This window comes from Allocoleopsis sp. (assembly GCF_036703385.1).
Classification (GTDB): Bacteria; Cyanobacteriota; Cyanobacteriia; order Cyanobacteriales; family Coleofasciculaceae; genus Allocoleopsis.
This window is the reverse complement of record NZ_DATNPA010000408.1, coordinates 1-18,626: the sequence shown is the minus strand read 5'-3', so window position 1 is coordinate 18,626 and position 18,626 is coordinate 1. Positions and strand designations below refer to the sequence as shown.

The window sequence follows — 18,626 nt, the reverse complement described above, 5'->3', positions numbered from 1 at the left end:
CGTAGACCCCGCTCATGGAGTTGTTTGGCTACTTTAGCCGTTTTCTGACGCCCCTTGTCGGTCAGCGGACGTTCTTTATCCTTGGCGTAATTCTCCCTTAGAGCTGCGATGCCGTGGCGAATCAAATACAGTTCCATAAAGGTATTTGATTATACAAGTTATCATCCAAAATTCTAGATCCCTTAGTCTGTATTGATCAGTTTGTCTTTGGGATTAACCAGACGCAGAAGTTTTTGCTTGATTTGGATATCAAACACTTCCCACTTCATCTTGGCGTATTCAGCATTATCATTAAAGCTGCCTAAAAACCCGATGGGAATTTCAAACCCACCTGCCATCATGCGTCCACCACCAAAGAATCGTCCATTACTATCTTGACCAAAGGCTTCTTTGATGAACTCATCGGGGTCAAGGGTCAGTTTGTTGGTTCTCAAAGAACCAATCACGACTTCTACTTCTTCGTCTTCGTCATGAACAATGCCGTAAACGACAGCCGTGTGAACGTTTTCTTCGGTGACTAGGAAGTCAGCCGCCTGGGGGATAGCGTCCCGGTCATCGTAACGGAGGTAGCCAACACCGGCAATGGAAAAGTTATTCTGTACTAACCGATTTTTCAGTGATCGCTCAATCACATCCATGACGCGGCGCGATCGCGCGGTTTGGAGAACCGCATTCAGCAGTTGGGGGTCATAGAACCGACTCAAATATCCAGCCGCCATAAAATCTTCTTCCTGTGCCTGCATTAGTCGATTAGTATCTGATCGCAGACCATGCATTAAGGCTGTAGCACACTTGACATGTTCGCTGATGCTGCTGTCTAGTTTCAGGAGTCCAGCCTGAAGGTACTGGGTTAAAATCGTTGCCGTCGCTCGTGTCTGAGGACGAATATCGATAAACTCGGCTTCTAGGTCACCCTGAGTTCTGTGATGGTCAATCAGTGCGATCAGTGGAAGCCCTGTCTGCTTGACTAGAGGCATCAGTTGGCTGGTTGTTCCCTGATTATCAATGAGCACATAACCGTGATACACCGATAAATCCCAATCCTTCAATGTCTGGATACCCCAGCGCTTTGCGGGTAGATTGGTTAGCTTAACTAATGCAATGTTTTCTTGGTGGGAAAGAGTGCCTGCGTATACAATATCGCATTGGATATTGTGCTGTTGAGCAATCAGTTGGTACGCCCAAGCACTGGAAAGAGCATCGGGGTCTGGGAAATCTTGGATGACAACGAGCTGGCGTTCTCTTGTGTGACGCTCCAGCGTCTGTCGCAACTGGGTTACCTTCTCTTCCGGTGAGGATTCCTGCCACCGTCTCTCAGGAGAATTACTGATGTTGCTACTATCTTTTTTCAGAGAGGTTGACGGCTGTTGCGGTTCAACAGCGATCGCATCTGAAGGCGTAGCGGATTGGAGTGAATCATTAACAGACGTGAGCGAGTTCGATGGCATGTTGGCTTGTAGTAAGGTAAGCAGGGTTCTTGCCAGCGCACCCTCCATCGTAACTTTATGGGAGCGGTTAGCTGTTCAACTGGTGAGCCACCCTCTTTTATTTTTGCAAAATAACCAGTAAGCCCAATCTTATCTAGTAGTCGTGTTTTCCGACCATGACTCTGTTGGTAGACTTTTTAAATATTCTATAACTCTGCTTCAGGACAGAGTATTAAATGCCGATCACATACTTTCGCCACTCTTGATGCAATCCACCCTTCACATGTTTCGCCACTTCAAAGTGCAAGCTGCTATAAGGTCTACGAGGCTGATTCCGCAATGTCATATTGGCTTCTTTGGGCGTGCGGCTGCCTTTTTTGACATTACAACGCACACAGGCTGTAACAATGTTTTCCCAAGTATCTCCTCCGTGGCGAGAACGAGGAATCACATGATCTAGCGTAAGTTCATCACCGGTATAACCGCAGTATTGACAAGAGTGTCCGTCTCGGTGGAGGATATTTCGGCGAGTCAGAGGAATTTCTTTGTAAGGAACCTGGACGTAATGTCGCAGCCGGATAACTGTAGGGAGAGGGAATTGTGAATAGACGTATTTACCGTTGTGTTCAACCTGCTCCGCTTTCCCTTTGATCAACAACACAACCGCCCGTCGCCAGTTGGTGATGTTGAGCGGTTCGTAGGAGGCGTTCAACACCAGAACCTTGCTCATCGGTGATCGAGATTAAGAGAATGTTTTCCCAGATAGTAGCACAGGTCTCTCAGGCTCGGTTATTTAGACGGTTAGCCAGCCAAAAATTACGTTGACTCGGCTTAAATTTTGCGTTCAGATTTAATGCAAACTGACACTACATATAGTGGTTTTTGCCTGAGATTCAGTCAAACAAACGCTACCCATAACATTAGCCTCAATTCCAATTCAATCTTCCGACTTTCTGCTAGTGAGCAGATAGGTAACCATTTCTCCCTTACCTTTGACCTGGATTGGGCTTCGCTCCTCAAATAGATAGCGATCGCGTAAGAGTTCATAGGTAGTAGCGGAAACTTGAATGAAACCCGGTAGACCTTGAGATTCCATCCGAGAGGCTATGTTGACCGTATCACCCCAGAGGTCATAACTAAATTTTCTAATCCCAATAACACCCGCAACGACAGGGCCGGAGTGGATACCAATTCTCAGGCGGAAGGATTTATCTAGATCGAGGTTGAGTTGGGCAATAGCATCTTGCATATCCAATGCCATTTGAGCGATCGCACTGGCATGATCTCGACGAGGCATCGGCAACCCAGCGACAACCATATAGGCATCACCAATTGTCTTGATTTTCTCTATCCCATGCTGCTCTGCCAGTCGGTCAAACTTTGAGAAAATCACATTGAGAAGTTCAACCAGTTCTGTGGGAGAGGTTTGAGCCGAGAACTTTGTAAAGTCAACTAAATCAGCAAACAGAACCGTTACATCTTCAAAGCTTTCCGCCAGCGTGCGTTGACCCCGCTTCAACCGTTCAGCAATGGGTTGGGGCAAGATATTGAGCAGTAGGAGTTCCGCTCTTTTCCGGGCGAGGCGTAGGGCAACCTCAGACTGTTTACGCTCTGTAATGTCGGTAACACTGCCTTCGTAATAAAGCAGCTGACCCTTGGCATCTCTGACGGTGCGGATATTCTCCGAAATCCAAATCACACTGCCATCTCGACGATTGACTTGAGACTCAAAATCTGATAATGTGTCCTCCCGATTCATCAGAGTCACTAAGTCATCACGACGCATGGGTTCAACATACAGTTGCTTACCGATATCGGTAATCTCATTCATGAGTATTTCTGGAGAAAAGTAGCCAAAAATTCTTGCCAGAGCCGGATTGGCTGTGATGTACCTCCCCTCAGGAGTGGCTTGGAAAATTCCTTCTGTAGCATTCTCAAAGATACTGCGATATTTCTCCTCAGCTTTTTGCAGCTGTAGATTTTGCTCTTGTAGCTTCTTTTGCAGGTTCCGAATCGTTAGGTGCAGGGTGACTCTGGCTCGGACTTCTTCCTGCTGTACTGGCTTCGTAACATAATCTACAGCACCCAGACTGAAGCCTTTAACCTTATCCACCGTCTCGGAAAGCGCGGTCATAAAGATTACCGGGATGTCTTGGGTTGAAGGATTAGCCTTCAGGCGACGGCAAGTTTCAAACCCATCAATTCCCGGCATCATCACATCCAACAAAATCAGATCGGGATGAGCATATTCGACTTTTTGAATCGCACTTTCGCCATCTTGAGCCACTAAAACTTTGAATCCCGAATCGGTCAAAAAGTCAAACAAGACTCCCAGATTAGTCGGTTTATCATCAACAATTACAATGACATCTTTGTTATTATCATCGCTCATTTTGGTTGGGCTTTTTTGTAATACGTTTAAATTTCAATTTAAAAGTTAAACCCCAAGAAGGTTGTGTTTTATTCGATGCCTAATTTTCGATTTTCAATTTTCCATTCCCCATTCTCCATTGAGCATCTCTCATCGCGTACAAACGTCTCGACTATCAGCGTTCGTCAAGGGAATCATAACAGCGCGATCGCGCCCCGACTGTTTCGCTTGATAAAGTGCCCGGTCTGCCGCCGCAATTAGGGCTTCTGGAACACCTTTATGCCAAGGCAAGGTGCAAGAAATTCCCACACTGAGCGTTACGAATTCGCTGATTGGGGATTTGGGATGAGGGACGCAGAGCGTTCTTACTGACAACTGTATTTCTTCTGCGACTCGGAATGCACCCTCTCCATTCGTATTCGGTAGAATTACGGCAAATTCTTCTCCTCCATAACGAGCCACCAAATCAGCCGGACGCTTAACAGCGTGTTTCATGGCTTGGGCAATCTGATATAAACATTCATCTCCCGCTTGATGACCCTTGCTATCGTTGTAGAGCTTGAAAAAATCGACATCACACAGCAGCAACGACAGAGGCAACTGCTCCCTCACCAAGATGTTCCACGCTTTGCTCAAGCATTGATCAAATAGGCGGCGATTCGCCACCTGCGTCAAAGGATCTGAAGTTGCCAAGCGGTGCAGTTCTTGGTTAGCCTCTTGCAGCGCCGTTTCTACCTGCTGACGCTGTTGAATTTCCTGTTGCAGCCGCGCATTTTGCACTTGGAGGCTATGCTTCAACTTCTGAATCGTTAGGTGAGTCGTAACACGAGCTAGAATAATTTCTTTCTGAGTCGGCTTGATGATGAAATCAACTGCGCCAAGTTGAAATCCTTTGACCACAACCGCCGTTTGAGATAGCGCGGTCATAAAAATGACTGGAATATCTTGCGTGAATTGATGAGCTTTCAATCGGCGGCAGGTTTCAAACCCGTCCATTCCGGGCATGATGATATCCAAAAAAATCAAATCTGGACGTTCAGATTGAGCAATCTGGATGGCACTTTCACCATCCCGAGCCATTAAGACTTGGAATGCAGCATCCGTCAAAAACTCAAACAGCACTTCTAAAGTAGTAGGGCTATCATCAACACAGAGGATAGTACCTTTGTCAGGATATTCGATACTCATTCATTTTCTGCCATATACTTTCTAACAAATTCCAAAATTTGTTTTTCTTGAAAGCCTTTAGCTAATTGACTCAGTTGTTTGGCAAAGGGCACAAATTGCTCGTCTAACTGTTCAAGCCTCTTGGCTTGCTGCTGGATACCTCGAATGTCGCCCATCATGGCTAGTTTATGGAGAGCCGTCAGTTCTTCGGGTGGCGGAGCCACGATAGAGGATTGAAGCGTAGTGTCTGTGAGTATTTGCGCCGTTTGCCCGTAGCCTGTAGAGGGATGTGAAGCTAAGATACCTCCCAGAGGAAGCCCGCTGCCAAGTGGATCATTCCGTTCATCCTGTATCCTTCCTGCTACCTTGTGGGAAGCGGCGCTGATACCAATCGCACTGCCCTGAACAGCGGGAGCATCTACATCCGTTTCCTCGTAAACCCATTCCAATCCCAAATGTTGGCGTAGCTGTTCTAAGAGCTTTTCTACCCGTAAGGGTTTGGAAATAAAACCATCACAACCGGCTGCTAAACACTTCTGTTGGTCGTAGTCGAAAGCGCTTGCCGACATCGCGATCACAACAACCCGACCGAGAGTAGGTAACTCCCGTAGTCTCTTAACCACCTCAAAGCCATCCATTCCAGGCATAACCATATCGAGCAAGATTACATCCGGCTGATGCCCAAGCGCCTGATTCAGTCCGTCTTGACCGTCTCTTGCTTCTTGGACTTCAAATCCCAACGGGGAGAGGAGGTCAAGCAGAACTGATCGATTTTCCCATTTATCGTCTACCACGAGTAACCTGTACTTTTCTTTTAGGCGAATCACCTTCCCTTGAGGATGCTCAACAACTTCTGCCTCTTCTGACACGGCTGGTAGCTCTAAATCCAAACAGAAAACACTACCTTGACCCAAGCGACTTTCGACATGAAGTTTGCCGCCCATTAACTGTACTAATTTTTGGCTGATGGCTAATCCTAAGCCTGTACCTTCTGCCTGACGCGTGGGGTCACCGATTTGATGAAAGGGTAAAAAGATTTCTTCGATTTGCTCGGATGGCATACCAATGCCAGTGTCTTCGATCAGAAAGCGCATTTTTTGAGATGGGAATTGGGCAGAAGACGCGGAAGAGTTTGGGGGAACATCTCCCTTATCCCCAGTCCCCAGCCCCCAGTCTCCATCTCCTGTTACATAGCCGACTTTAAAGGTTACCCCGCCAGTGTCCGTAAATTTCACCGCATTGCCGAGGAGATTAATCAGGACTTGTCGCAGTCGTTTTTCGTCACCCCGAACAACCGCTGGTAGTTGGGAAAGCATTTCATAACGAAAGAAAATGTTTTTTTGTTCGGCATGAATGCGCACGATTTCGATAATGCTTCCTAGAAAATGGGAGAACGGAAAATCACTGAGATACAGTTCCATTTTCCGGGCTTCGATTTTGGACAGGTCTAAGATGTCATTGAGCAGAGTTAACAAATGTTCGCCACATTGTTGAATAATGCCCAATTGTTCTTGTTGCTTCGTGATGAGATTGGGTTCACGTTTCAGGATTTGGGCGTATCCCAAAATGCCATTTAAGGGGGTACGCAGTTCATGGCTCATATTCGCTAAAAATTCGCTTTTAGCGCGATTGGCGGCTTCAGCGGCAACTTTAGCTTGCTTAAGGATTTTTTCGGTCTGTTTGCGATCGCGAATGTCTCGAAAAATTCCCTGAACAATTTTTTTACCTTGAACATCCACAACCGTCGCACTCACCTCCGCAGGCACAATCGTGTTGTCTTTGTGGCACAGTTCCACCTCGCTTTGAAGGACACCGCCTGCCTCAACGTGTTTGTTGAAAAGAATCTGATATTTTTCGCGCCGTTCGGCAGGCTGAATCTCGGCTTGATGCAGACCAATCATTTCGGCTCTGGAGCGTCCTAGAATTTTTTCAGCCATCTGATTGGCCTCTAGGATAATCCCCGTTTCTGAATCTACGGCGATGATCGCGTCCCCAGCTGACTCAACTAACAAGCGATATTTCTCTTCAGTCTGGCGCAGTGCAGCTTCTGCCCGCTTACGCTCGGTGATGTCTCGGTTGTACCAAATTCTGCCATAGTAGCCTCCGGAGGGAGAGAGTACAGGGGCAGAGTAAAATTCAAAGATTCGCCCATCCTTAAAATTCAATTCATCGTAGCTCGTTTCTGTAGAATGAGCGTAGAGATGCTCGGCTTCAGCCAGAAATTCCTGCGGGTCTTCAAGTTGGGAGAGTAATTCATTGAGCAACCATCCCTCGTCCCCAGATTCGACAAGTTGAGGCGGAATCTGCCATAACTGGCAAAAACGTTGATTATAGGAAGCAATCTGACGATTTTCGTTCATCACCAGAATCCCATCTAGCGCCGCTTCTTGTTGAGCTTTGAGCATGGCGTTACTACGGAGCAATTCCTCTTGTGCAAACGAGCGCTCGATCGCAATTCGGGCGAGTTGAGTCGCCTTGGCTGTTAGCTCTTGCTCGTAACGGTTGGGGGTATGGGGTTCTGGGTAATAGATGGCAATGGTGCCTAACACTTTCCCCTGAGTGGAACAGATAGGGCGAGCCCAACACGCTCTCAATCCGTAGGAAAGTGCCAAATCCCGGAAATCTGTCCACAGAGGGCTACTCTCAATATCATCGACAATCACCGCTTCTCCCCAATAGGCAGCGGTACCGCAGGAACCTGTATAGGGGCCGATAGTCGTTCCATCCACGGCTTCGTTATAAGCCTCTGGCAGGCTGGGGGCGGCTCCATGTCTCAAACTGACGCCGTTTTTGTCAAGGAGGAGGAAGGAACACCAACACTGAGAGATTTGCTTCTCAATTAACTGAGCGATAGTACTGAGAACCTCACAGAGGGGTTCCCCCTTAGCAATCATTTCCAGGATATGATTTTGTTCTGCCAACAAGGCTTCCACTTGCTTGCGATCGCTAATATCACGCCCTTCAGAAATGAGCAGCACTACTTGACCGGTTTCGTCTTTGAACGGCTTGATTGAAAAATCAAGGGTTCTTACAGCCTCAAATGCTCCACTAATATCCACCTCATAACGCACAAACTTGCCCTGACGCGCGGCGGCGATCGCCTGTTTGAGCTGCTCCTGGGTTGTTGGAGAACTCATCCACCACTGCCCTTGCCAAAACGGATGGTTCACCACCTCCGAGCGTGTTTGCCCACTGAAATCTAACGCTGTTTGGTTCGCCTCTAAAAGCGTGCCATCCGTTTTCAGGAGCCAAGTAAATTGAAAGGTATGGTCAAAAATTGCGCGAAATCGTCGGTCACTCTCAACAAGAGCTTCTTCGATTTGCTTGCACTCAGTAATATCTTCTGCGATTCCCAAAATCTGAGCGGGTAAACCCTCCGAGTTTCTCTGCAAAACTGTTTCCTGGCTTCTCAGCCAGCGCCATTCTCCGTTCTTGTGACCGATTCGGTACTCAATCGTCACGATTTCACGATCGCCAGTGTCCCAAAAGCCATTGAAATGTTCGATGACGGTGTCCCTGTCGTCAGGATGCAAAAGATTTGGCAACCAGTCCTCTTCCCTTTGCACGATTTCTGAGGATGTGTAGCCCAGTATGTGGCCAAACTGGCGATTGACGTAGAGACTACGTTGAGTATTCAGGTCATAAATGTAGATAACGCTGGGGGTTATCTCTCGCATCCTTTGGATGAAATGCTGACTTTCCCACAGTGTCTCTTCTGCTCTTTGAGTAACCTTCATCGGCTGTTCCCAAGGGTTATTGTTTTTAGTGAATTCTTGCGATCGCTTTTCCATATTTCCCTCCAACGTCAGCCAAGAGACCTTTAATTATTTCGTATAGGCTTCAATTACCCAGTCATTTCATTAAAAAATGTCAAGTTTGCAACCAAGTTTTAAGACTATTGAACCTGATTAATTTTTCGATACCTTTAACAAAAGGGATTGAGAGATTCTAATAATATTGTGACGAATACCCAAACAGCACACTCGGCTCGACTGGAATCGAGCCGAGAACCCTTTGCTCAGTACCATCGCTTAGATTTGTGGAAGCGTTTTATCGGGGCGGGGGAGAGGGTAAGCGGATTAATAAAAAACCAGCCATTCGTAGTGACTGGTAGAACTTGCTGTGTTGAAGGGAGAAAACCTAGTACAGAGACACCTCAACCTTTCTCAAGGCCAAGTTGATGAGCTAAAAAGCTCCGTGCTGTCTATGTCATGGTTATGTAAATAAATGTAACAACTACAGCAAATATCTGCAAGATTTCTTTACGTTTGGGTGGCAACCATCGGTGTATCCGACTACACTTGCCAAATTTGGTAAGCTCCCCAGAGTGCCGCGACCAGGGCAAGCAGGGTGAGCCAGATGGGATAATGGGCTCGTGTCACTTTACCGCCTTGGCTACGTAGCGTTTCAATGTCAAGCCAGGGCGTTACACCCCGGCGAAACCAGCCGGTGACGGTCACTTGCTGGTCTACTAAATTGCTGGGACGCATAGACTTCGGTAACACATTACCGAAGGGGCCGAGGAAAGAAGAGAAGTGGAGTCTTACCAAACCTGTGGAGGTTTGCAAAATTAAGTCCTGTCCCAGCCAGTTGAGTAAGCCATGACGCCCTAAGAGTTGACCGGTTAGCTGAACCGGTTCACTATCCGGGGGGAGTATCGCTGGATTAGCGAAAAACTCTCCTACATTGGGTTCAGTTTTTACAGTAGACGGTTTGATGTCGGGAAAGTAGCGATTAATCCAGAGGAATAGACTGAGACTAAAGGCAACCAGAATGCAAGCGTCGAGAAAGGGTCTGGCATTGTGCATCCAGATAACCTGCCAAATGTTGAGTCGATCGCCAATTTGTCCTATTGACCAGAAAATACCTCTCAGGATAATGCCGAGGAGTAGCCCGAAAAACACTGCACTTTGCAGCAAGGGAAATGCTTTAGGACTATTGACAAGTTTGGACATCCATGAACCCGGAGTGCGAACTGGGGGAGCGATGGGAGGTAAATGGAGTTCAGGGTCAAGCTTCCAGAACTGGGCATTGCGACCCAGCATGGCGGCACGTTCGCCCAATAAAGGATGGGATGCGCTAATGAGTAACCAGTCGCGGTAAGGGTTGGTGCAGTCCCACTGTAAGACGGTTTCAAAGGAAGTTTGGGGAGAACAACTACCTATTGTGAGTGCTTGTCGATATCCTACTGGTAGTAATAGGTCGAAGCTTTCTACAAGTCCGCTGGTTTTGCGGTCGTGCTGGATTTCTTCGGTAATTCCTAGGGCAATTTTGAGTAAAGCGCGGGTCAAGCCATTGGGATTGCCGGTTGTTTCGACGGCAATGCGATCGCTATAAAATACTCTCGCCCTGGAAAGCCAGAGAAGCGGTAGGCGGAATAACCAGTAGATGCCGTAACTAATAGAGGCGATTAATCCAGTAATGGCCAGAATAAGCGCTGGAAGAAATCGTTGATAAGAGGGCAGCTTACGCCCGACAAAGTCGGCAAACTGCTCTCCTCCCTGAGCGACTAGCCAATAAATCGTGTAAGGGATTTGGATAACTAGCACACCCAGAGACATCAGGATAATATCCCAGTGGCGGATATGCCCCAACTGACCTGCGTAGAGGGTAGCAATTTCGTTATCCGCCAGTTGGGTCAATAAGCCCTGACTCACGACAATTCGAGCCGTCCGGGGGAGATTGCCATAGGTAAGTGCCACTGGAGCATTCGTGGGTAAAATGCCCAGTGTAGGGATAGGAATCTTGCGTTGGCGGCAAAATCGTTGCACAACCTGAGCAGCTTCTGGATTGTTGGAGGCTAGTTGTGTTAGGGGTAGGCTCTCAAGTCCATAAACCGATTTCAATAACGCATCGAGCAGCCAGGGAGAAGCAATCAGCAGGATGACTAAAACAATGGCGATCGCGTGAGCTGGGTCGCGGTAGAAGAGTTGGATGGGAGCTAAAAAGGGGAACTGCACCAAGATGGCGTTGGTGGTTTGCATTACGAAGCGCAGGAAGACCTGCATAACCCAAAACAACGCGACAAGGGTGACGGCTTCGACAAACCAAAGGCGTCCCAATTTGACAGGTTTGAGAGGACTCCAGTTTTCGGCGCGTCCGCTGTTGCGCCATCTTGGACGCGGAGTGAAGAGTGAGGGTACCGGAGTTGAGGGGGGAGAGTAAGAAGCGGGAAGTAAGGATGGGTTTTCTGTTGTGGTGGCTGAATTGGAGCGAGAATTCCCTGCTATCCCAGCATTTGCAAGTCTGCGATTGTTTGCCTTTGCTTGTGTCGGAGTGGTGCTTTTGGGAGTGTCCTGAGTTTTGGCGTTAGAAAACAGACGCTTGGTGGAATTTGCCAATCGTTGGGCAATGGCAGAGGGCGTCTTTTGCGGGGGGGTTTGTGTTTGAGATGGAGTTGGATTAAAGGGGACAAATCCTGTGGAGTCTGAAGCCGAGGCGCGGGGGGTGGCTGGGGTCGTCGCGTTTAAGTCTAGCAGGGTACTTGTTGCCCATACCCGGACTTCAGAGTCAGGATGCTGAGTCAGGTGTTGGCAAAGGGCGATCGCACGTTCCACATCACCACTTCTTTGGTAAGCCGTTACGAGCGCCTGTGAAGCTTGAGTCACAAGAGACTCGTCTAACTCCGTCTCGCGGACAGCTTCGAGGTGAGCGATCGCATCTGAGTAATTTGCCTGTTGCAGGGCGTCAAGACCAGCGTCAAGCGAAGGATTTGGAACAGCTCCCATAGTCTTCTTCCAGTCACTCTGTTCCTATAAGATACCCTTGTGGAGGAAATATTCTATCATTAGTCTGAAAATAAGGGTTGGTGGGCACCAGTCAAGTGTCAGAGGAAAGAGATTTTTCCTCAAATCTTTGAGCCTAATTACCAGATGCTCAATCCGCTCCTATACATCTAGCCTTCATCTAGCCACAGCGCGATCGCATCTCTACAATGTCAGTTGGAGATGCTCATGAGCCTTCGTGTAAAGCGAAGCTCCCCCAAAGGGGCAATCTTATTTAGTCATTCTCTAATCCCGGATATTCCAACCAAGCATCTAAATCTTCTACCTCATCAAAATCTAATAAATCTTCTGTTAATTCCTCCAACCGCTCCGTGGATAACGCCTGAACTTTAGCAACTATTCGCGCTTCAAGCTCACCAAAACGCCGCCGCAACAATCGCATTGTTAGTTTCAGTGCTTCTTGTTTTAATCCTTCCTGTAATCCTTCCTGTAATCCTTCCTGCTTTCCCTCTTCTATGTAGGCAGTCACAATGTTCTCAGTTTAAACACCAGTTATCTAGACTTAGCAGGTGAGGAAGTAGGAACCCTACACACATCCCCCGCAATATCTAGAAATTGATTAACTGCTTTGAAACTCAACCTGACCTATCACGCTAATAAAAAACTGACACCCTTGGTGGCAGAAAGAAGATGAAGGAGTGCGATACCCTTTGGGATAGCTGTACTTCACGCCCTCTCTTGTCACGCAGACAACTCACCAAAGCGATCGCTCCCCATCTTAAGAGTTCTACCTAGAGTTCAGCGCTTCCTATTCCCAAAGACCGATGAGCAAACCTTTAGAATTTGTTAATCCTTCCAGAATTGTATTCAGATTAGGCGTAGTAAACTATTACCCAGTCGGGTGAATCCACTGGGGGAAGTGAGAAACAAGCCGCCTGTCATACCTTGAATACAAGCAGCAAGAGTTTGACGCGAAGGCTGGGAAGTAGAGAGTGAGAAGCTGTACTATGAAAAATGCTGATTTGTCCGAAACACGCCTCCTAGAATCTGCGATCGCTAAGCTATTTACTCAAGCGTCTCAAAAAGGCAAATTAACTCTTACAGACTGCTATAGCTTAGTGGCTGCACTCTTAACCTATCCCCTCAGCGAAGCTGAGCAAGATTTAATCAATCGTCTACTGTATGCGGTTCGTAGAGGTAGGATGGAAGTCGTAATCAAGTGACGAGAAGGTTAGCAGGTTAGCAGGTTGAAGCTTAGGAGAGGGTTGAATCTCCAACTTTCAACTTTCCAACCTTGCAACTTTCAACTTTCCAACCTTCAACCTATCCCCCTCCATCAATATCGCTCTAATAAAAGTTTCACTTCCTCTTCCATTGCTAAATCTTTCATAGCTTCCCACTCGGCTTTGCGAACTGCCAAGTAAGCTTGAGCCAGTTCTGTACCCAAAGCATCTAGAAGCACTTGATCGCTGCTCAGTTGAGCGATAGACTGCTCTAAGTTGATAGGCAATAGATCGATATTACTGGTACTTCGCTCCGCTTCTGTCATATATCCAGGGTCTATTGCCACAGGTTCTCCCAGTTCCCGACAGTGCCGGATGCCATCCAGTCCCGCCGCAATCACAGCCCCCAAAGCGAGATAAGGATTCGCAGAAGCATCCACTGTTTTAAGTTCAAACTGAGTCGGACTAGATTCTTCGGGGTTACTCACCACTCTCACCGCCGCCTCTCGATTATCGATTCCCCAACAGCGAAACGCACCACTCCAATGATGTGGACGAATCCGGCGATAAGAATTGGTGCTGGGTGTGGTGAGTGCCATGAGTGCTGGGAGGTGGTGGAGGATTCCAGCAATGAAGCGACGGGCAATTTCTGATAGTTCCCCTCCTACATCGAGATTCGGTATCAGGTTTTGTCCATCCTGCCAGAGACTCAGGTGGAGGTGACAACCACTACCCGCTTTGTCAGCGAAGATTTTGGGTAAGAATGAAGCTTTTAGGTTATGCTGAAGTGCGATCGCACGCACTGTTTCCCGAAAGGCAATTTGCTGCTCTGCCGCTGCTAAGGCATGAGTATAGAGTATCGAAATTTCCTGCTGACCTGGCCCCGACTCTGAATAATATTGCTCCACTGGCATCCCCTGCTCGACCAGTGCTTCTGCAATCTCATCAATCACCTGCTGATGCAAATCCATCGCCATAGTTGAGGCATAAACCGTCTCATCGGCAGGGACAATCCCATTCGCTGTCTGCTTGAGAAAGTAGAACTCATTCTCAAAAGCGGCAATCACTTCCAATCCCTCGCGCTTTGCCTCAGCAACCATCCTTTTGAGAAAGTTCCGGGGACAGAGGTTCCAAGGAGAAGCATCTTTCACCATATCTCCCATCACGCGAGCATGACCAGGAGCATAGGGTAACGGTGTCAAAGTATTCCAGTCCGGCACTAAGCGAACCTCACCCACCGGCCCCAAACCACTTCCGGGTGCTGGGGCATCAACCATCACAGGAATCGCTTGCTGTGCAGCAGAGATGCCAACACCGTGTTTGAGGTACTCAGCGATCGCTCCCCGATGTACCGCCTTGCCGCGAATGATGTTGGCATTGTCACACCAGAGAATCCGCACAAACCGAATACCAGCGGCATCGAGTGTTGGTAAAAGTTCTTTCTCCATGTGTGGCTCTTGGGGGGGTTGAAATTTGCTAACACATTTTACCTATTTGAGCGGTTGCAAATTCTCAACGGTGAAAGATATCTCTTCATCTGCCGTCCATTGGTCGTAATTGATACTAATTTTGGTTGGGTAGCCGAGGGTAGGGTGGTAAGTTACTAACAGGTCTTCTGCATCCTTCGCGATAGCGAAGCGCTGCTGCGAAGCGCAGATCGCATCTTCTATGACATCAAATAGCTTTGCGATCGAATCGTGGTTTGTGAAATCCTCCCGATTAAATGACAGTGCATCAATGGCAGGAACGATTGAAGTAACTTTCCCATTACGGACTTCAATATTCACGGGTTGCATTGATTCCATTGAACAAAAGCAAGTCTGGCGCACTGTGAAGCGGTAGTTGGAGATATTTTGCTTAGTCCACAATTGCTTGTTTCGCTGCAATTGAGCAGTGCTTGAATTTTCAGGAGTTACTCTTGTCTCCTGCTCCAACACGGCTAAATCAGCTTGGGCGTTGGCAAGAGGTTTTGTAGCGTTGCACAACGAAGTTTGTATTGTCAATTCCTCACCAGAAGCATAAACATAGATAGTGATGAGATGAAAAATGCGATCGCTCACTTGATGAGGTCTAGTGATGACAAACCAGCGCTTCTCCTTCTCTCCTATCCGTTCAAGTCTTAACATCTTATGCAAAAACCCGATTGATATCGAGCAAATATTGCATCGATATTCAAATTCTGTAGCAAACTTTACTAAACAAGCTGGAAAACTTTAATAGTTGTTATTGAGGATAACTGAGGCATAGGGCTTGTAAACGTTTATGACAGCCAAAAAGAATCTAATTGTTATTGGCAACGGCATGGTAGGACACAAGTTCCTAGAACTGATGATTGCCAAAGGAGCAACGCAAGAATGGAACTTGATAACCTTCTGTGAAGAACCGCGTGTTGCCTACGATCGCGTTAACCTCAGTGGCTATTTTTCTGGCAAAACAGCAGCAGATTTATCACTGGTAGAACCGGGGCTCTATCAAGAAAACGGTATTCAAATTCATATTGGTGATAAAGCCGTTGCAATTGATCGCGAACAAAAAACCGTCTCATCTGCAAATGGCTTAACAGTTCCCTACGATAAGATCGTCCTCGCAACCGGTTCCTCTCCCTTCGTACCACCCATTAAGGGAAATGAGATTTCAGGAGCTTTTGTATACCGCACCATTGAAGACCTAGAAGAAATATCTGCCTACGCCAAAAATTGTAAAGTTGGTGTGGTTATTGGTGGAGGTTTATTAGGTCTAGAAGCCGCTAATGCCCTCAAGGCGATGGGCTTACAAACCCATGTCGTCGAATTTGCCTCTCGATTAATGCCTGTACAAATTGATGATGCAGGTGGCGCGATTCTCCGCAGCAAGATAGAAGCGCTTGGGGTTTCGGTTCATACCAGCAAATCCACTTCCCAAATTGTCAGCGAAGATGGCAAAATTGCCAAGATGCTCTTTGCTGATGGCTCTGAATTAGAAACAGACATGATCGTGTTTTCTACCGGAATTCGTCCCCGTGACGAACTGGCTAGAAGCTGCGGATTAGAAGTCGGGGAACGCGGCGGTATTGTTATCAATGACTACTGCCAAACATCCGATTCAGAAATTTATGCGATCGGTGAATGTGCCCTTTACAAGAATCGCATCTATGGTTTAGTTGCTCCCGGCTATACGATGGCAGGAGTCGTGGCAGATTTGTTAAACAACGTCACAACGAACAGCTTTACAGGTGCAGATATGTCCACCAAACTCAAACTTTTGGGGGTGGATGTCGCGAGTTTTGGAGATGCCTTTGCCAGAACTCCCGGTGCTAGAGAAATTGCCATTACCGATACCGTTCAAGGCATTTACAAGAAACTGGTGCTGAATGAGGATAGTACTCGCTTACTAGGTGGAATTCTCGTCGGAGATGCTTCGGCCTACGGCACTTTGCTGCAATTTGTCCAAAACGCCATCACCCTACCACCTTATCCAGAAGATTTGCTGATGCCGCCACGAGAAGGCGCACCTGTAGCTAAGATGGGGGTGGAAAGCTTACCGGATACAGCTCAAATTTGTTCTTGCAATAATGTAAGCAAAGGACAAATTTGTACAGCGATTCGAGAGCAGAATTTAACCGATGTTCCCACGATCAAAAAATGTACAAAAGCTGGAACAGGTTGCGGCGGTTGCGTACCTCTCGTAACAGATTTACTCAAATCGGAGATGAAGAAGGCGGGGATAGAGGTGAAGAATCATCTCTGCGAACACTTCGCTTATAGCCGTCAGGAACTCTACCATTTGGTGCGTGTTCACCAAATTAAGACATTTGATGAGTTAATTCAAAAACATGGTCAAGGCAGAGGGTGTGAAATTTGTAAGCCTGCTGTCGCGTCCATTCTTGCTTCGACTTGGAACGAGCATGTTTTAGAGAAGTCTCTTGTTGGTCTTCAGGATACCAATGATTACTACCTCGCTAACATTCAGCGGGACGGTACTTATTCAGTTGTGCCACGAGTTCCCGGTGGGGAAATTACGCCGGATAAGCTGATTGTGTTAGGACAAGTTGCCCAAGAATTTGGTCTTTACACCAAAATTACAGGCGGACAAAGAATTGATTTATTTGGGGCGCGTGTTGAGCAATTGCCTCATATTTGGCAGCGATTAGTCGATGCTGGATTTGAATCCGGTCATGCCTATGGTAAGGCACTGCGGACGGTGAAATCTTGTGTGGGTAGTACCTGGTGTCGCTTTGGAGTGCAGGATTCTACGAGTTTGGCGATTGAGTTAGAACTGCGGTATCGGGGTTTGCGATCGCCCCACAAGCTAAAATCTGCTGTATCGGGTTGTACCCGTGAGTGTGCCGAAGCTCAAAGTAAAGATTTTGGCATCATTGCGACTGAAAAAGGTTGGAATTTGTATGTGTGCGGCAATGGGGGTATGAAGCCACAACATGCAATACTGCTAGCCGAGGATATCGATAAGGAAACGCTAATTAAATATTTAGATCGGTTCCTGATGTTCTATATCCGCACCGCAGATCGACTAGAACGTACAGCAACGTGGTTCAACAAACTTGAAGGAGGAATTGATTACCTGAAACAGGTGATTATTCATGATTCTCTAGGCATTGGTGCTGAGTTAGAACAAGAGATGCAGTATCTAGTAAACACCTATCAATGTGAATGGAAAACTACAATTGAAAACCCGGAAAAACTCCAGCGATTCCGCCATTTTGTGAATTCCGATGAGTCCGATCCGAATCTTGTGTATGTCGAAGAACGGGGTCAAAAACGTCCAGCAAAGGAACAGGAAAAACTTCTGGTTGGTAATGTAAATCAAATCAACTAATCGCCTCAAAACCGATGAAACTGTACTACATCACACTCAACACCTCAGAAGAAGCGAGCCGCATAAGTAAGGCACTCCTGGAGCAACAACTAGCTGTCTGCACTAACTGGTTTCCCATCACTTGTGCTTACCGCTGGGAAGGGAAAATTATCGAAGAACCAGAAATAGTGCTAATCGTCAAGACCCAAGCTGGCTATCGAGAAGCAATCGAGCAGGTGATTCGCCAACACATTAACTATACGAATCTCATTGCCGAACTCTATTCTGAATCAGTTAATGAAGGCTTTCTTAACTGGCTTAACACAGAAGTACCGATAAAAACTTTGATGAGGGATTCAGTAGGAATTTGATCAGCTTCTGAGTGATGCTAAATTCTGATTTGTAGGCAAGGTTGACTAAGGATTTTTATTTAATCTTGTAAATCTTGCTAATGCCGCCTAAATAACCAAAATTAACAGGAAAAAAATGGTTCAAGCCTTAGTTCGTGAGACAAGTAAAATCTGGGTTGATATTTGCTCACTAGAAGCGATCGCACCTAATATGGGAGTCTGTGCTTTGGTTGAAGGTCAACAGGTAGCGATTTTCCGTGTGGGAAGTGAGGATGAGGTTTTTGCGATTAGTAATTACGATCCCTTTAGCAAGGCGTTTGTGTTATCGAGGGGAATTGTCGGCGATCGCAAAGGTATCCTCAAAGTGGCTTCCCCAATTTACAAGCAAAATTTCAACTTACTGACTGGACAGTGTCTTGATGATGAAGCAGTAAGCATTCCCACTTATCAAGTGAGGGTAGTTGAAGGTAGAGTGCAGGTATCTGTCTAAGTTGGTGAGATAATACGAGAAAAAGGGAGCGATCGCTGATAAACTGCAAGCATGACGATGCTGAAGTAAGGAGCGATCGCTC

General features: G+C 47.0%; 14 protein-coding genes. 4 read left to right on the top strand and 10 right to left on the bottom strand.

Annotation, left to right across the window (positions count from 1 at the left end; translation table 11 throughout):
• From V6C93_RS20195 to V6C93_RS20160, 8 genes are all read right to left on the bottom strand, one after another.
• Positions 1-137, bottom strand: a 137-nt coding sequence (locus tag V6C93_RS20195) for a histidine phosphatase family protein (RefSeq protein ID WP_333478469.1), incomplete at its 3' end; no start/stop codon positions are given.
• A 45-nt stretch (positions 138-182) separates the two neighbouring features.
• Positions 183-1,448: a bifunctional oligoribonuclease/PAP phosphatase NrnA gene (locus tag V6C93_RS20190; protein WP_333478468.1), complete on the bottom strand. Its 1,266-nt coding sequence runs from the start codon at positions 1,446-1,448 to the stop codon at positions 183-185.
• Between the two features lie 211 nt (positions 1,449-1,659).
• The gene (locus V6C93_RS20185) at positions 1,660-2,157 is read right to left on the bottom strand and encodes an HNH endonuclease (protein ID WP_333478467.1); all 498 of its coding nucleotides are present in this window, start codon (positions 2,155-2,157) and stop codon (positions 1,660-1,662) included.
• Between the two features lie 207 nt (positions 2,158-2,364).
• Positions 2,365-3,819: an adenylate/guanylate cyclase domain-containing protein gene (locus V6C93_RS20180; RefSeq protein WP_333478466.1), complete on the bottom strand. Its 1,455-nt coding sequence runs from the start codon at positions 3,817-3,819 to the stop codon at positions 2,365-2,367.
• Between the two features lie 129 nt (positions 3,820-3,948).
• A complete protein-coding gene (locus tag V6C93_RS20175; protein WP_333478465.1) occupies positions 3,949-4,986 on the bottom strand; it encodes a diguanylate cyclase domain-containing protein in 1,038 nt (345 codons plus the stop codon).
• Complete coding sequence (locus V6C93_RS20170) at positions 4,983-8,756, bottom strand: PAS domain S-box protein (protein ID WP_333478464.1); 3,774 nt, start codon at positions 8,754-8,756, stop codon at positions 4,983-4,985. Before V6C93_RS20170 ends, V6C93_RS20175 begins: the two co-directional genes overlap by 4 nt.
• Before the next feature lie 504 nt (positions 8,757-9,260).
• On the bottom strand, positions 9,261-11,693 hold the full coding sequence (locus tag V6C93_RS20165) for a M48 family metalloprotease (protein ID WP_333478463.1): 2,433 nt from the start codon (positions 11,691-11,693) through the stop codon (positions 9,261-9,263).
• A gap of 271 nt (positions 11,694-11,964) precedes the next feature.
• Positions 11,965-12,219 carry a DUF4351 domain-containing protein gene (locus tag V6C93_RS20160; protein WP_333478462.1) on the bottom strand — a complete coding sequence of 85 codons (255 nt, stop codon included), beginning with the start codon at positions 12,217-12,219 and terminating at the stop codon, positions 11,965-11,967.
• Positions 12,220-12,697: 478 nt separating this feature from the next.
• Here V6C93_RS20160 and V6C93_RS20155 point away from each other — a divergent pair, with 478 nt between their 5' ends.
• The gene (locus tag V6C93_RS20155; RefSeq protein WP_333478461.1) at positions 12,698-12,913 is read left to right on the top strand and encodes a hypothetical protein; all 216 of its coding nucleotides are present in this window, start codon (positions 12,698-12,700) and stop codon (positions 12,911-12,913) included.
• 113 nt (positions 12,914-13,026) lie between these two features.
• On the opposite strand, the gene V6C93_RS20150 is transcribed toward V6C93_RS20155, so the two are convergent.
• Together V6C93_RS20150 and V6C93_RS20145 are read right to left on the bottom strand one after the other, a co-directional pair.
• On the bottom strand, positions 13,027-14,361 hold the full coding sequence (locus V6C93_RS20150) for a glutamine synthetase family protein (RefSeq protein ID WP_333478460.1): 1,335 nt from the start codon (positions 14,359-14,361) through the stop codon (positions 13,027-13,029).
• Positions 14,362-14,403: 42 nt separating this feature from the next.
• The gene (locus V6C93_RS20145; RefSeq protein WP_333478459.1) at positions 14,404-15,039 is read right to left on the bottom strand and encodes a DUF6174 domain-containing protein; all 636 of its coding nucleotides are present in this window, start codon (positions 15,037-15,039) and stop codon (positions 14,404-14,406) included.
• A gap of 136 nt (positions 15,040-15,175) precedes the next feature.
• On the opposite strand from V6C93_RS20145, the gene nirB reads away from it, so the two are divergent.
• The 3 genes from nirB to nirD all read left to right on the top strand — a co-directional run bounded on the left by nirB (position 15,176) and on the right by nirD (position 18,544).
• On the top strand, positions 15,176-17,725 hold the full coding sequence (nirB, locus tag V6C93_RS20140) for a nitrite reductase large subunit NirB (protein ID WP_333478458.1): 2,550 nt from the start codon (positions 15,176-15,178) through the stop codon (positions 17,723-17,725).
• A 14-nt stretch (positions 17,726-17,739) separates the two neighbouring features.
• A complete protein-coding gene (cutA, locus tag V6C93_RS20135) occupies positions 17,740-18,075 on the top strand; it encodes a divalent-cation tolerance protein CutA (RefSeq protein WP_333478457.1) in 336 nt (111 codons plus the stop codon).
• A 115-nt stretch (positions 18,076-18,190) separates the two neighbouring features.
• A complete protein-coding gene (gene nirD / locus V6C93_RS20130) occupies positions 18,191-18,544 on the top strand; it encodes a nitrite reductase small subunit NirD (RefSeq protein WP_333478456.1) in 354 nt (117 codons plus the stop codon).
• Positions 18,545-18,626: the final 82 nt, after the last annotated feature.